Raw genomic sequence first — 13944 nt, forward strand, 5'->3', positions numbered from 1 at the left:
ATTGCCTGACAAATTGGCTTTTGTAAATGATAAGCACAATTATGGAGGAGTTGCTTATGGAGGATCACCCGATCCGCTTGCCCAAGGGCAGTTGGGATTGCCACGTGCATGTGTTCGATCCGCGGTTTCCCTATCAGGACGGTCGCGACTATACGCCAGGCCCTGCTACGGCTGATACGTTGGCGCAGCAGCACCCAAATTGGGGCGTCAGTCATCCGGTGATCGTGCAGGCCAGCGTCTTTGGTACGGACAACAGCTGTCTGCTGGATGGTCTGCGCCGCCTTGGCCCCACCGCCCGCGCCGTGGCCGTGGTGGACCCGCGCCGGATCAGCGACGAGGCGCTGGCCGATCTATATGCGGGTGGCGTGCGGGGGCTGCGGGTCAATCTGGTAGCCAGCGGTGCTTCGATTTCGGGTGATCCCTTTACCCTGACCGCCGCGCGGTTGCGCGGCACGGGGATGTTCCTGCAGGTCTATGCGCCCCGTGCGAAAATTCTGGCCCGTCGCGCCGCGATTGAGGGTGCGGGTGTGCCGGTGGTTCTGGATCATTTCGCTGGCGGGGACGAAGTTGTCTCGCTGCGCCCGATGCTGGACAGCGCGCCGGTCTGGGTCAAGCTCTCGGCCGATTACCGGCTGTCTCTGGATGCAAGCCACGCGCGGCAGATCGCCCGCCAGATGATTGCAGAATTTCACGATCTGATCCCAGATCGCCTGATCTGGGGCTCGGATTGGCCTCATACGGGCGGCGGGGCCGAGCGCAAACAGCGGCCCATCACCCAGATCGAGCCCTTCCGGCAGGTGGATTCCCTGTCGGTGCCCGCCCTGTTTGATGCTGCGGGCCTTAGCGCCGCCGCGCAGACTGCCATTCTTTGCCAAAACCCCGAACGCCTGTTCGATGCAGGCTCCGTGAACATCTAAGGACACGCCTCATGGACCAGTCACCCCGCTACACGCCCGAGGCCCTGCAAGCCTTTGCCACCCGCGCTTTCGCCAGCGCCGGATTGCCGGCAACGGACGCCACAACCATTGCCCGCGATTTGGTCAAGGCGAACCTGCGCGGCCTTGATTCACACGGGGTGTCCCGCATTCCCATGTATCTGGAGCGTCTGGACAAGGGGTTGGTGAACCCGCGACCGGACATGAAGGTCACAAAGGTTGCGGGCGCCGTGGCCCATCTTGATGCGGATAACGCCATGGGTTTTCTGCCCTCGCATCTTGCGATGGACACCGCAATAGATCTGGCTGCGGATGCGGGGATCGGGATGGTGGGGGTCAAGAACTCGACCCATTTCGGGATGGGCGCGCTTTATGTGCTGCAAGCGATCGAGCGGGGCTTTGTCTCGATGGTTTTCACCAACTCGTCCCCCGCGATTGCCATGTGGGGCGGGCGCAGCGCGTTTCTGGGGGCCGCGCCCATGGCCGCAGGGGTGCCTGCGGGGCGGTCCGCGCCTTTCGTGATGGATATGTCGATGACCGTGATCGCGCGGGGCAAAATCCGGCTGGCGGCGATGAAGGGTGATCCGATCCCCGAGGGTTTGGCGCTGGATGTGGACGGCACCCCCACCACCGATGCGGCCAAGGCCTTCGAAGGGGTTTGCCTGCCGTTCGGCGGGGTCAAAGGATCGGTCCTTGGGACGATGATGGATCTGATGTCGGGGGTGCTGACGGGCGCGAACTATGGGGGCGACGTCAAATCCCTCTACTTCGATCATTCCGAGCCGCAGAACGTCGGACATATGTTCTTTGCCATCCGGCCCGATCTGTTCATGGCCATGACCGACTTTGAGGCGCGGATGGACGCGTTCAACCGCCGCATCAAGGACCTGCCCCGCGCCGCCGGAGTGGACGAAATCCTGATGCCGGGCGAGCCTGAAGCCCGCACCGAAGAGGCGCGCCGCGCAGGGGGTATTCCGGTGACCGCCAATGTGGTGGCTGACCTTGCAACGTTGGCTGCGGCCCGCGGAATAGCGCCAATGGACGGGCAGGTCGCATGATCCGCTTTTCCGCCCACTTGGGGTATCTTTTCACCGATCTGCCATTAGAGCGCCGCTTTGCCGCTGCTGCGGACGCGGGTTTTGAGGCGGTGGAACATCCTGCCCCCTTCGTCATTCCAGCCTCGCAAATGGCACGGCTGCTGACTGACAACGGTTTGCACATGGCGCAGATCACCTCTGGTATGGGCGCGGCGGGGGAAAAGGGCATTGCCAGCCAGACGGGCCGTGAGGATGAGTTCCGCGACAGCTACGCCCGCGCCTTGCACTATGCGGAACAGATCGGTTGTTCCTTTGTCCACCCCATGGCCGGTATCGGCGGGGATCGCGCCACCTATCTGCGCAACTTGGATGTGGCCCAGACCCTCTGTGAAACCCACGCCCCCGATTTGCTGATTGAGGCGATCAGCACCGTCGCAGTCCCTGACTATCACCTGTCCCACATGGACGATCTGCTGGCTTTGGCTGCGGCCCGCCCGCTGCGGGTGCTGGTGGATACCTTCCACGCCCGCGCCGATGGTCATGACCCCGCAACCATCCTGCGCCTTGCAGGCAGCAGTTTGGGCCATGTGCATGTGGCCGATTACCCCGGACGGCATGAACCGGGCAGTGGCAATCTGGATTTCACCGGCGTTTTCAACGCTCTGACAAACATAGGCTACGGCGGGGTGGTGGGGTTCGAATACCTGCCGGACGCCGCCGATCATCTGAACTGGATGCCCCAATGGCGCGGCATGCGCGACGGGCATCAGAAAGGACATCTCTAATGCAAAGCTCAATCAATCCCGCCAATGGCGCGTTGCTGGCGCAACTGCCTCTTCATGATGATGCCGAGGTGGATCGCAGCCTAACCGCCGCCAGTGCGGCGCAAAAGTCATGGCGCAAGGTGCCCGTGGCAGATCGTTGCAACCTGCTGAGCACTATGGCGCAGGTCTTACGGGCCAACAAAACGGACTATGCCCGCCTGATCACCCTAGAGATCGGCAAGCCCATCACGGAATCCTTGGCCGAGATCGAGAAATGCGCCGTCACCTGTGATTTCTACGCCGCCAAAGCGCCGGAATTCCTTGCGGATGAGATCATCCCCAGCAACGCCAGTCAATCGGGTGTCTGCTTTGATCCGCTGGGGGTCGTGCTGGCGATCATGCCGTGGAATTACCCGTTCTGGCAGTTCTTCCGCTTTGCCGCCCCTGCGTTGGCCGCTGGTAACGGCGCGATCCTGAAGCACGCCGCGAACGTGCCCCAATGCGCTGTCGCGATTGAGCAGGCAATGGTGCAGGCGGGCTGCCCTGAGGGGTTGATGCGGTCCTTGTTGATCGGCTCTGGCAAGGTCGCGGGGATGATTGCCGATGACCGGATTGCCGCTGTGACCCTGACCGGCTCGACCCAAGTGGGCCAGATCGTGGCCGCACAGGCGGGGCAGGCGCTGAAGAAACAGGTGCTGGAGCTTGGCGGCTCGGACCCGTTCATCGTGCTGGCCGATGCGGATATCCCTGCCGCGGCTGCGATGGCCGTCAAGTCGCGCTACATCAATGTGGGCCAGTCCTGTGTGAACGCCAAACGCTTTATCGTCGAAGACAGTGTCTATGACGCCTTCACCGCCGCCTTCATTGCAGGTGTCAAAGCGCTGAAGATCGGTGACCCGATGGACCCCGAGACCCAGATCGGCCCCATGGCCCGCGCCAACCTGCGCGATGAGCTGCATGATCAGGTGGTCCGCTCGATCAATGACGGGGCGGTCTGCGCCCTTGGCGGTGCACCGCTGGATCGTGAAGGCTCGTGGTACGCGCCCACCGTCCTGACCGATGTGACGCCTGATCACACCTCATTCCGCGAAGAGCTGTTCGGCCCTGTCGCCTCGATCATCCGCGCACGGGACGCCGATCACGCGGTGGCGCTGGCCAACCAGACCGAATTCGGCCTCGGCGCGTCTGTCTGGACCCAAGACATGGGCGCTGCCCGTGCCCTGATGCGCCAGATCGATGCGGGGGCGGTGTTCATCAACGGCATGGTTGCCTCGGACGCGCGGCTACCCTTTGGCGGGATCAAGAAATCCGGCTACGGGCGCGAGCTTGGCGAATACGGCATTCGCGAATTCACCAATATGAAAACCTTCTGGATCGGACCTGCACAATGACCAAACCTGCTATCCTGCGCCCTGACACCCTGCCCGTGAACGATCGCGGAAACGGCGCGCGCACCATTCCGCTGGTCACGCGGGGGTGCGGCTCGACCAGTATGATCAACGGGATCACAGCCTTTGATCCTGGTGCCAAGATCGGCGTCCACTTTCACAACTGCGAGGAATCCGTGATGATCCTTGAGGGCGAAGCCGTGGCCGAGATCGACGGGCAGCGCCATCACCTGAGAGCAGGCGATACCACCTTTATCCCGCCGAACGTGCCCCACCGCTTTCTGAACGAAAGCGACAAGCTGATGCGGATTTTCTGGATTTACGCGGACATCAGCGCCTCGCGGACGATGGTCGCCACGGGGATCGAGCAGACGATTGATGACGAACATGAAAAGGCCAAGCGCCTATGATCACCGAAATCGCCACGTTGAAGATTGATCCCGATCTGGCGCAGCGGTTCGAAGAGACCGTGCTGGCCGCACGGCCCCATTTTCTGGCCGCACCGGATTGTCTGTCCTTCCGGTTGGATCGGGTTGTTGAAGAGGCAGGCACTTACCTGCTGATCGTCGGCTGGACCTCGGTCGCGGCGCATATGGAGGACTTTCGCCAGACCGAAGGCTTTCAGCGCTGGCGGGAACTGGCGGGGCCGTTCTTTACCGCGCCGCCGCAGGTGATCCATAGCGCCAAGGTCATCTGACCTTTCGGGCGTGTGGACAGGGCTTGCCGCGCCTTGATGGATCGGCAAAGTGGGCGCAAGGGATTGGAAGGGGAGCGGGAATGCTGAAGATTGCAGTGCTTGATGACTATGCGGGTGTGGCGCTGGACTGTGCCGATTGGGACAGTCTGGGGGGCGACATTACGGTCTTTACCGCGCCCATTCCCGCCGCCGATTTGCTGGACACCCTGCAAGGGTTCGATGTGATCTGCCTGATGCGCGAACGCACGCCTTTTCCGGCCGATCTGATCAACGGGCTGCCCGATTTGCGGCTGATCGTAACCACGGGTCCGCGTAACCTGTCCATTGACGTTGCGGCGGCCCATGCGCGGGGGGTGACCGTCTGCGGGACGCGTTCGCGCAAGACCACCACGTCAGAGCTGACCATGACCCTGATGTTGGCCCTGTCGCGCAAGCTTCTGGCAGAGGCGCGTTCTTTGGCAGAGGGCGGCTGGCAAAGCGCCATCGGGCGCGATCTGGCAGGCCTGCGCCTTGGGCTGATCGGGCTGGGAAATATCGGCGGGCAGATGGCCAAACTGGGCGCGGCCTTTGGCATGTCGGTCACCGCATGGTCGCCAAACCTGACCGAAGAACGCGCGGCAGAGGCTGGCGTGGGTTTTGCCCCCTCGGCGGCAGTGCTGGCGGCATCTTCGGACGTCCTTAGCGTTCATATGGTGCTGTCCGAGCGCAGCCGCATGTTGATCGGGGCCGAGGTCTTTGCCGCCTTGCCCGAAGGCGCGATCTTTTTGAACACCTCCCGCGCGGGGCTGGTGGATCGGGACGCTTTGTGGACCGGTATGCGCCAAGGCCACCCTTGGGCCGCGGGCATCGATGTTTTTGAGGACGAACCGCTGCCCGCAACTGACCCTTGGCGCGCGGCAGCGCAGGAATTCGGCGACCGGCTGCTGCTGACGCCTCATTTGGGCTATACGACCCAAGCGACGTGGGACCTGTTCTATCAGGATACCGTCGCCGCCATCGCCGCCTTTCAGGCTGGATCGCCCATCAGGGAACTTTGACCGGCACTTCCTCTTGCGGGTGGGCGGATGGTCTCCGATATCAAGGGGGAATGGCGGGCGATAGACGCCCGCTCTGCGCCCCTTTACCCTGCGGCTCATGTTGAAAGCGTGTTCGGACCCCTATGCCAGTCAGCCCCCTCTCAGACATCGACACGGCAGGCGTCGGCCATAGCCCCGCCGAGATCGAGCGGTTCGTCGGGCGTCATTTCGGCCTTTTGGGCAGTTTGCGGCTGCACAGGGCGGCCGTCGGGTTGGACCTGTTGCGGGCACCGGTGAACGTCATGCTCTCGCCCCTGCTGTTCATCACCCGCGTGTTGGCGTGGGTCTGTCGCAAGATCGGGCTGCGCGGTGTGGCCCAGTGGCTACTTGGGCGGCGTCTGCTGCTGCGCACGGCTGTTGCAGCAAAGGTCGAAGGGGTGATCCTGTCCGAGCTGATCAACACGCCTTTGCCCGCCGATGATCCCGTTGCCATGCGGCGCATCCAAGCGGCGCTGACCGAATATTCCGGCACTCGCACAGCTATGGCCGAGTTCACGACAGCCCTTGTGATGTTGGTGGTGGGCGCGGTGTTCTTTCACGCGGCCACGCCGGGGGCGATCTCGATGGCGCCGGGAATTGCCTCGGAAATCGCCCGAAACAGCGCGATTGCGGGCTTTCCTTTGGGCGTGACCCTTGGGGCAGGGTGGTACGGGATGTTCCCCGTTGGCCCCTCGGCAGGGTTAATGAGCGTGACGATCATGGGGCTGATCATCATTGGCTCGGTCATCGCCACCTTCGCGGGGGTGCTGGCCGATCCGGTGCAGACGCAGATCGGGATGCATCAAAGGCGTCTGACGCGCCTATTGCACACCATCGAGGCCGAGCTGGGACGCCAGCCCGAACGCCCATTCGTTGCGCGGGAACATTTTCTGGCGCGGGTCTTTGATCTTTGGGACATGGCTGCCTCTTTACTAAGGGTTTTCAAGGGCTAACTGTCCCTTAACCGGCGTATCGATCACGACTTTGTGGCCGCCCGCCCCATGCCGTGCCGCTTTCGCGGGCATGGGAAACATGGTCTATCTGTCCCATGCAAAATTGTAAGTTACCAAAGGCCCGCTGATGAACCGTAGAAATCTGTTGCGCTCGGCAGGGGCGCTGGTGGGGATCACCGCTGCGGGCGGTGCAGGCTATGCGGCGCATGAGGGCGGGAACCGCTATTACAACGGCCCTGTGTCGGATCATTTCGACGGGGTGCGGTTCTTTAATCCGGACGGTGCGGCGCCCAAGGGCTTTGGCGATCTGTGGAAATGGCGCCGAGAGGGCGAACGGCAAGTATGGCCCGAGAATATTCCGCTGAGCGCCACGGCCAAGCCTGCGGCGCGGGTTGATGATCTGACGATCACAATGGTGGGCCACGCCACAATGCTGATCCAGATGGACGGGCTGAATATCCTGACCGATCCGGTCTGGTCCGAGCGTGCCTCGCCCGTGTCGTTCGCGGGGCCAAAGCGGGTGATCGCGCCCGGCATCGCGTTCGAGGATCTGCCGCCCATCGATCTGGTTCTGCTGTCCCACTGTCACTACGACCACATGAATTTGCAGACCCTGACGCGGCTGCAGCAGACCCATGATCCGCTGGTGATCACGCCTTTGGGGAATGACACGATTATCAAAGGCACCGGCCTGAAGACCCAAGTGATGGACTGGGGGCAATCGGCCAGCTTCAAGCATACCTCGGTTCATTGCCTGCCCTGCCACCATTGGGGCGCGCGGGGGGTGAAGGATCGGTCGATGGCGCTGTGGGCCAGCTTTGTGCTGACCTCGCCCAAAGGGGCGGTGATGTTCATCGGGGACACGGGCTTTGACAAGGGGCGGCCCTATCAAGGGCTGGCGTCCTTGGGGCCGATCCGTATGGCGCTGCTGCCGATCGGTGCCTATGCGCCCGAATGGTTTATGGCCGATCAGCACCAGAACCCCGCGCAGGCGGTTGAGGGGTTTCGCATCATGGGCGCTCGCTATGCGGTGGGACACCACTGGGGTACGATCCAGCTGACCGATGAGGGGCGTAACGATCCGGCTATCGCCTTGCATCAGGCATTAGAGGCGCAAGGCGTTGAGGCGACACGCTTTCGCCCCCTGCAGGCCAGCGATGTCTGGAAGGTTCCGCCGATCTAGGCCTTTGCGCCTGAAACCCGCTTGAAACCAGCGCTGCAACCCTCATCTTTGTTAGAGCATTTGTTTCAAATTTATTGATCGGGAGGGGCCTCATGGGGTTCAACAGGCGGCAGTTTCTTGGCGGAGTGATGATCTCGGGGTTGGCGGCCTGCGCGGGTGCGCCCGCCTATCGCGGCCCCTCTGGCGGCGCAGCGCCTGATGGCATGCGTCCCGTGCCGAACGGGGCCTATGATGCGTGGATGAACAGCTTTCGCACCCGCGCCGAGGGGGCAGGTTATTCGCGCGGCTTTCTGAACAATGCCTTCCGTGGCACCGGCTATCTGCCCGGTGTGGTCGAGCGTGACCGCAACCAGACCGAATTCAGCCGCGCGCTTGAGGACTACCTGTCCATCGCCGCCTCGGACGAGCGGATCACCAAGGGCCGTGCGGCCTTTGCCCGCCATCGCGGCACCCTTATGGCGCTGGAGAACAAATACGGCGTGGACGCGCAGATCATCGCGGCGATCTGGGGTCTGGAAAGCTATTACGGTGAGCGGCGCGGCGATATTCCGGTGCTGTCGGCCACCACCACGCTGGCCTTTGACGGGCGCCGTGGGTCGATGTTCGAAAAGCAGACCATGGCCGCCCTGCGCATCCTGCAAGAGGGCCATATCAGCCCCGACCGCTTTACGGGCAGTTGGGCGGGCGCGATGGGCCATACCCAGTTCATGCCAACCTCGTTCCAAGCCTTCGCGGTGGATTTCACCGGCGACGGGCGGGCGGATATCTGGTCGGACGATCCCACGGATGCACTGGCCTCAACCGCGGCCTATCTGGCGCGGAACGGCTGGCAGCGCGGCCAGCGCTGGGGGTCCGAGGCCGTAGCCGGTGGCGGTAACCTGCAACCGCAGGCGGGCGGGCCATCCTTCAACACCACGGCCAATTTCCGCGTGATCAAACGCTATAACAACTCGGATTCCTACGCCCTTGGCGTGGGCCATCTGAGCGACCGGATCATGGGCGGCGGGCCTTTGCGCGGCAGCTTCCCGCCCGATGTCTACGGGCTGACAAAGGCGGACCGGATCGCCCTGCAACGGGGCCTGAATGCGCGGGGCTTTGATGCAGGCACGCCCGATGGGGTATTGGGCGGCCAAACCCGCAGCGCGATTGAGGCATACCAGCGCCGCACGGGGTTGCCGGTGACGGGAACGCCCTCGGTCGATCTGCTGCGGATGCTGACCTGATCGCTGTTCAGCGCGGCGGCATAGGGTCCATAAAGGCCTGCCCACGACAGTCGGCTAGGGTCTTGAACCCAAGCTGACCCATGTTGGATTCCATGTCCTTGCGCAGGATGTCGATCAGGTGGGCCGGCCCCTCGGCCCCCAAGGCACCCAAAGCGTAGTGGAAAGCACGCCCGAACATCACAAAGTCCGCCCCCAATGCGATGGCCCGCAGAATGTCCAAGCCGCCTTCAAAGCCACTGTCGATGATGACGGGACAACTGACGGCCTGACGGATGGGGGGCAGACACTCGATACTCGATAGGGTGCCGTCAAACTGGCGTCCCGCGTGGTTCGAGACCCAGATCGCGTCCACGCCCATACTCTCCAACCGCGCGGCGTCTTCGGGCCGTAGCACGCCTTTGACCACGAACGGCCCGTCCCATGCATCGCGCAGCCACTGCACATAGTCCCAATCGGGCGAGGTGCGCAGCAGATAGCCCACATGAGCCGTCGGGTTTCGGGCGATCACGTTTTCGGTGTAGCGGTCCAGCGTCTTCATATGGGGCAGTTTGCGGAACGCCATCTGCCGCGCCCACGTGGGCCGCATCGCCACCTGCGCCACCAGACGGGGCGTGATACGGGGCGGCTGCACAAGGCCCGAGCGCACCTGCCGCTCGCGCCGGCTGGCCACGGGAACATCGACGGTCAAAACAAGGGTGGTAAAGCCGCTGGCCTTGGCGCGGTCCAGCATATCCTGCCGGATTTCCGGATCGCGGGGCGGATACATCTGGAACCATCCGTTGCCGTCCAGATGGGGGCCGACCTCTTCGGGCGTCTTGGTCGCCACGGTCGATATCCCATAAGGCAGCCCCGCCTTGGTCGCCGCCTGCGCGAGAAGCCGTTCCGCATCGGGCCACATCAGGCCCGACATGCCCACGGGGGCGATGCCAACGGGAATGTCATAGGTGCGGCCAAGCATGGTAGTGCCGAGATCCGCTTTGAATTCGCCATGCAGGACCGAAGGCATGAACATCACCCGATCCAGCATGGTCCGGTTCCGGCGCAACGTGGCCTCGGTGCCGGTGCCGCTGTCCAGATATTCCCACACGAACTTGGGGATGCGCTTGCGGGCGCGGGCGCGTAGATCCGCGATGGCGGGATATCGGCTGTGCAGGTCCATGGCGAGAAAGCCTTTGATCGTTGTAGAAAGACGGCGGCCCTTGGCCAGCAATCCAAAGCCCTACGGCTTTGCCGTCAGATTGGTCGAAGACCTTTTCGGGATCAATGGCTTATATCACTTGGCCGCGGGGGTGCTGGCATAGACACGGGCGGTATCCTCAGCGAACAGGCGCAGTTCATTCAGCCGTTGTGCCTCATTCCAGCCAAGGGCGGCTGCGGCGATGTGCGAAAGCTCTTCGGCGCGGGCGCGGCCCAGATCGGGGTCCAGCCCGTCCGGCAAGCGCCGCCGGATAAGGTCGGTCAGATGCACCACATGCTCGGCCTTCAGGCGTTGACCAATGCCGTCATAATCGGGGGGCAGGATGGGGCCTGTTGGCGCGGGGCCGCGACGGCCCAGATGCCGCTCAACCGCCCTAGCCGCAAGGCGTCCCGCATGCCGGTGTAACATGATGGTCGAGCCTGTCATCGTCACTAGCCCCGGTGCATCGGGGCTTTGCACCGCCCGCACCAGATTGCGCGGCGTCGTCCCGTCGGTCGAGGTCACAGGCCGCACCCCGCACCACGTATGCAGCACATCTGCCCGCGTCAGGCCCAAATCGGGAAACAGGATGTTAGCCTCAGCAAGGATATAGTCGATCTCTTCATCCAACACGCGGATGGTGTCGGGATCATCGGTCACATGGGTCTCTGTCGGGCCGATGAAGTGGTGATCGCGCCACGGGAAAACGTAATAGGGCTCTCCCTTGCTAGAGAATGCCTCAAGCCCCTGACCGCGCCACGCATCTGGCAGCTTGACCATGACGTTCACGCCTTTGATCCCCACGATCCGCCGCGCCTGATCGCCCCCCGCGCCGGTCAGCCGGTCTACCCAAGGGCCAGCGGCGTTGATCACCATGTCACAGGCGGCATGGACTGGCGCCCTGTCGGGCACTGCTGCATCCTGCAAGGTGACAATCCAGCCGCCGTCCTGCTGCGTGATGCTTGTGACACGGGTATAGGTGCGCAAAGTCGCCCCGCGCGCCTCGGCATCCAGCGCGGTATCCACGCAGATGCGTTCGGGCCAGGCGTACATATATTCTTCAAACAGCCCGATACTACGGGGCGCTTTCCCCAGCCCTGCCGCCAATGGGCAGTCCTCCGCCGCCACCTCAGGCGCAACGCGGCGATACGATAAAGGCACCTTCCAGCCGCCAAGCGCCTCAACCAGACGAAAGCCGATGTCCACCAGCCAAGGCGGATAGCGGTCCCCTTTGCGGAAGGGATAGGCAAAGCGGTGGCGGGTCAGGTGCTGGGGCATCTGCTGTGCCAGTTCTGCCCGACAGCGCATCACGTCGCGGGTGTACAGCAACCGTTGCAGCATATCGATCGGGTGCAGCACCATCTGCCAAAGCGGGTAGCGCACCGCCAGATACCCAAGACCAGAATACAGCATCCGGCTGGACCGCGAAGACGTCCCCGCCCCGATATCCCCCCGATCCACCAGCAAGACCTTGAACCCGCGCCCTGCCAGCTCCCGCGCCGAGGCACACCCCACAGCCCCCGCGCCAACCACCACCACATCCCAGTGGGTCTGGCCAAGGTCATGAAGGACAGGGCGTGGCATGGGCAAATACCTTGTTTCAAAGGGGTAGCGCGGCACCTCTATCGGGTTCCCAACGCGGCAATAGCCCAAGATTAGGCAGGGCATTTCACCCGTTCAACATAAAATGTTCACCTATGTACTTTTTGTTGACATGGATGAACACTTTGGAAAAGCTGGCTCCAACCCCCGCCGCAGTTGAAGGTGCCCCGCCATGCGATCCATCAAGACCATCCACGTGATTTCCGCCCATGCCGAGGGCGAGGTTGGCGATGTGATCGTGGGCGGCGTCCTGCCGCCTCCGGGGGACACGATCTGGCAACAAAGCCGCTGGATCGCGCAGGATGAAACCTTGCGGAACTTTGTCCTGAATGAACCGCGCGGCGGTGTCTTCCGCCATGTGAACCTGCTGGTGCCACCCAAGCACCCCGAGGCCCAAGCCGCCTGGATTATCATGGAGCCCGAAGACACCCCGCCCATGTCCGGTTCGAACTCGATCTGCGTGGCGACCGTGCTGCTGGATGGCGGTCTGGTCCCCATGCAAGAGCCTGAAACCCACATGACCCTAGAGGCGCCCGGAGGTCTGGTCCGCGTCCGCGCCGAATGCCGCAATGGCAAGGCCGAGCGGATTTTCGTGCGCAACGTCCCCTCTTTCGCTGCCCAACTGGGCGTGCCTTTGCAGGTCGATGGGCTGGGGCAGATCACCGTAGACACCGCCTATGGCGGCGACAGTTTCGTGATCGTGGATGCTCAGGCCTTGGGGATCAACGTCACCGCTGAAGAGGCGCACAGGATCGCTAAACTGGGGGTGCAAATCACCAACGCCGCGAATGCGCAACTGACCTTTGATCATCCCGAAAACCCCGACTGGCAGCATTTCTCGTTCTGCCTTTTCGCAGGGCCGCTGACCCAAGGACCGGACGGGTTTGAAACCACCGCCGCCGTGGCAATCCAACCGGGCAAAGTGGACCGCTCGCCCACGGGAACGGCGCTGTCTGCGCGCATGGCCGTGCTGCACGCCAAGGGCATCATGAAAGCAGGTGACCGCCTGACCGCCCGTTCGGTGATCGGCTCGCAATTCTCCGGCCAGATCATGGGCGAAACCACCGTCGGCACCCTTCCCGCGATCGAGCCTGAAATATCGGGCCGTGGTTGGATCACCGGCACCCACCAGCACATGCTGGATCCAAGCGATCCGTGGCCCCAAGGCTACCGCCTGTCGGACACATGGGGCGCCCGCTAGGGCGCTTCACGCTGCACAGGCACCTGAAAAATGGTATTTATGTCGCGCCATCAGGCATACGACACACACACGTCGCTATCTGCTTTCAAAACAGCCCGCCCCGCGGTACGCATCCCGATCTTACAGGACTGGGGACATTGCCATGGCGCAGAATGCCACGATTTATAAGGTCGAACTTTCCGTCTCGGACATGGACCGCCATTACTATGAGACGCATAAGCTGACCATCGCCAAGCACCCCTCGGAAACCGACGAACGCCTGATGGTGCGCCTCATCGCTTTCGCCCTGAACGCCCATGAAGCGCTTGAGATGACCAAAGGCATCTCCACCGATGATGAGCCTGACATCTGGCAGAAATCCCTCAGCGGAGAGATCGACCTCTGGATCGCCCTCGGCCTTCCCAGCGAAAAACTGGTCCGCCAGTCCTGCGCCAAATCCAAAAAGGTCGCCATCTACGCCTATGGTGGCCGCACTGCGAACATGTGGTGGGACAAGATCAAGAACAGCACGACCCGCTTCAACAACCTTCAGGTCGTGAACCTCAAGGAAGAGGACACAGCCGCACTGGCTCAATTGGCAAACCGCGCTATGAAGCTACAGGTCAATATTCAGGACGGAGAGATCATGGTCAGCCTCGATGACCAGATGGTCTACCTGACCCCCGAAGTCTGGAAAAACGACTAACCCCCAAAGCCCCCGCTGCTTTCATCTTGGCGAAAATACCTCGG

Annotated in this window: 14 protein-coding genes; 12 read left to right on the forward strand and 2 right to left on the reverse strand. The window is 62.7% G+C overall.

Annotated elements, in window-relative coordinates:
- Positions 1 to 41: 41 nt before the first annotated feature.
- From CLV74_RS14230 to CLV74_RS14275, 10 genes are all read left to right on the forward strand, one after another.
- Entirely contained in the window at positions 42 to 917 is an 876-nt protein-coding gene (locus CLV74_RS14230) for an amidohydrolase family protein (protein WP_170108068.1), read from the forward strand.
- A gap of 11 nt (positions 918 to 928) precedes the next feature.
- Positions 929 to 1993, forward strand: coding sequence for an Ldh family oxidoreductase (locus CLV74_RS14235; RefSeq protein WP_106265979.1), 1065 nt, complete (start codon positions 929 to 931; stop codon positions 1991 to 1993).
- A complete protein-coding gene (locus CLV74_RS14240; protein WP_106265981.1) occupies positions 1990 to 2757 on the forward strand; it encodes a TIM barrel protein in 768 nt (255 codons plus the stop codon). The genes CLV74_RS14235 and CLV74_RS14240 overlap by 4 nt, the downstream gene beginning before the upstream one ends.
- Positions 2757 to 4127: an NAD-dependent succinate-semialdehyde dehydrogenase gene (locus CLV74_RS14245; protein WP_106265983.1), complete on the forward strand. Its 1371-nt coding sequence runs from the start codon at positions 2757 to 2759 to the stop codon at positions 4125 to 4127. The genes CLV74_RS14240 and CLV74_RS14245 overlap by 1 nt, the downstream gene beginning before the upstream one ends.
- Positions 4124 to 4534 carry a cupin domain-containing protein gene (locus tag CLV74_RS14250; protein ID WP_106265985.1) on the forward strand — a complete coding sequence of 137 codons (411 nt, stop codon included), beginning with the start codon at positions 4124 to 4126 and terminating at the stop codon, positions 4532 to 4534. Before CLV74_RS14245 ends, CLV74_RS14250 begins: the two co-directional genes overlap by 4 nt.
- Entirely contained in the window at positions 4531 to 4821 is a 291-nt protein-coding gene (locus tag CLV74_RS14255; RefSeq protein ID WP_106265987.1) for a putative quinol monooxygenase, read from the forward strand. The genes CLV74_RS14250 and CLV74_RS14255 overlap by 4 nt, the downstream gene beginning before the upstream one ends.
- 80 nt (positions 4822 to 4901) lie before the next feature.
- Positions 4902 to 5858 (forward strand): D-2-hydroxyacid dehydrogenase family protein, encoded by a 957-nt coding sequence (locus tag CLV74_RS14260; RefSeq protein WP_245888557.1) that lies wholly within the window; start codon positions 4902 to 4904, stop codon positions 5856 to 5858.
- A gap of 122 nt (positions 5859 to 5980) precedes the next feature.
- On the forward strand, positions 5981 to 6829 hold the full coding sequence (locus tag CLV74_RS14265) for a DUF6635 family protein (protein WP_106265989.1): 849 nt from the start codon (positions 5981 to 5983) through the stop codon (positions 6827 to 6829).
- A 127-nt stretch (positions 6830 to 6956) separates the two neighbouring features.
- Entirely contained in the window at positions 6957 to 8012 is a 1056-nt protein-coding gene (locus tag CLV74_RS14270; protein ID WP_106265991.1) for an MBL fold metallo-hydrolase, read from the forward strand.
- Between the two features lie 92 nt (positions 8013 to 8104).
- The gene (locus tag CLV74_RS14275; RefSeq protein ID WP_106265993.1) at positions 8105 to 9235 is read left to right on the forward strand and encodes a lytic murein transglycosylase; all 1131 of its coding nucleotides are present in this window, start codon (positions 8105 to 8107) and stop codon (positions 9233 to 9235) included.
- A gap of 7 nt (positions 9236 to 9242) precedes the next feature.
- Here CLV74_RS14275 and CLV74_RS14280 read toward each other — a convergent pair whose 3' ends face one another.
- Together CLV74_RS14280 and CLV74_RS14285 are read right to left on the reverse strand one after the other, a co-directional pair.
- On the reverse strand, positions 9243 to 10394 hold the full coding sequence (locus CLV74_RS14280; protein WP_106265995.1) for an alpha-hydroxy acid oxidase: 1152 nt from the start codon (positions 10392 to 10394) through the stop codon (positions 9243 to 9245).
- Positions 10395 to 10508: 114 nt separating this feature from the next.
- The gene (locus CLV74_RS14285) at positions 10509 to 11996 is read right to left on the reverse strand and encodes an FAD-dependent oxidoreductase (RefSeq protein ID WP_106265997.1); all 1488 of its coding nucleotides are present in this window, start codon (positions 11994 to 11996) and stop codon (positions 10509 to 10511) included.
- A 190-nt stretch (positions 11997 to 12186) separates the two neighbouring features.
- Between CLV74_RS14285 and CLV74_RS14290 the strand changes: the two genes are divergently transcribed.
- Complete coding sequence (locus CLV74_RS14290) at positions 12187 to 13215, forward strand: trans-3-hydroxy-L-proline dehydratase (RefSeq protein WP_106265999.1); 1029 nt, start codon at positions 12187 to 12189, stop codon at positions 13213 to 13215.
- Between the two features lie 142 nt (positions 13216 to 13357).
- Positions 13358 to 13900: a YaeQ family protein gene (locus CLV74_RS14295; protein WP_106266002.1), complete on the forward strand. Its 543-nt coding sequence runs from the start codon at positions 13358 to 13360 to the stop codon at positions 13898 to 13900.
- The last annotated feature ends 44 nt before the right edge of the window (positions 13901 to 13944 follow it).

It is taken from the genome of Donghicola tyrosinivorans, assembly GCF_003003355.1.
In the GTDB taxonomy this organism is placed as follows: Bacteria; Pseudomonadota; Alphaproteobacteria; order Rhodobacterales; family Rhodobacteraceae; genus Donghicola; species Donghicola tyrosinivorans.

Coding starts and splice junctions, on each gene's coding strand:
- CLV74_RS14265 (WP_106265989.1), top strand. CDS start 5,981: ATGCCAGTCAGCCCCCTCTCAGACATCGACACGGCAGGCGTCGGCCAT.
- CLV74_RS14290 (WP_106265999.1), top strand. CDS start 12,187: ATGCGATCCATCAAGACCATCCACGTGATTTCCGCCCATGCCGAGGGC.
- CLV74_RS14250 (WP_106265985.1), top strand. CDS start 4,124: ATGACCAAACCTGCTATCCTGCGCCCTGACACCCTGCCCGTGAACGAT.
- CLV74_RS14275 (WP_106265993.1), top strand. CDS start 8,105: ATGGGGTTCAACAGGCGGCAGTTTCTTGGCGGAGTGATGATCTCGGGG.
- CLV74_RS14295 (WP_106266002.1), top strand. CDS start 13,358: ATGGCGCAGAATGCCACGATTTATAAGGTCGAACTTTCCGTCTCGGAC.
- CLV74_RS14230 (WP_170108068.1), top strand. CDS start 42: ATGGAGGAGTTGCTTATGGAGGATCACCCGATCCGCTTGCCCAAGGGC.
- CLV74_RS14235 (WP_106265979.1), top strand. CDS start 929: ATGGACCAGTCACCCCGCTACACGCCCGAGGCCCTGCAAGCCTTTGCC.
- CLV74_RS14270 (WP_106265991.1), top strand. CDS start 6,957: ATGAACCGTAGAAATCTGTTGCGCTCGGCAGGGGCGCTGGTGGGGATC.
- CLV74_RS14260 (WP_245888557.1), top strand. CDS start 4,902: ATGCTGAAGATTGCAGTGCTTGATGACTATGCGGGTGTGGCGCTGGAC.
- CLV74_RS14280 (WP_106265995.1), bottom strand. CDS start 10,394: ATGGACCTGCACAGCCGATATCCCGCCATCGCGGATCTACGCGCCCGC.
- CLV74_RS14240 (WP_106265981.1), top strand. CDS start 1,990: ATGATCCGCTTTTCCGCCCACTTGGGGTATCTTTTCACCGATCTGCCA.
- CLV74_RS14245 (WP_106265983.1), top strand. CDS start 2,757: ATGCAAAGCTCAATCAATCCCGCCAATGGCGCGTTGCTGGCGCAACTG.
- CLV74_RS14285 (WP_106265997.1), bottom strand. CDS start 11,996: ATGCCACGCCCTGTCCTTCATGACCTTGGCCAGACCCACTGGGATGTG.
- CLV74_RS14255 (WP_106265987.1), top strand. CDS start 4,531: ATGATCACCGAAATCGCCACGTTGAAGATTGATCCCGATCTGGCGCAG.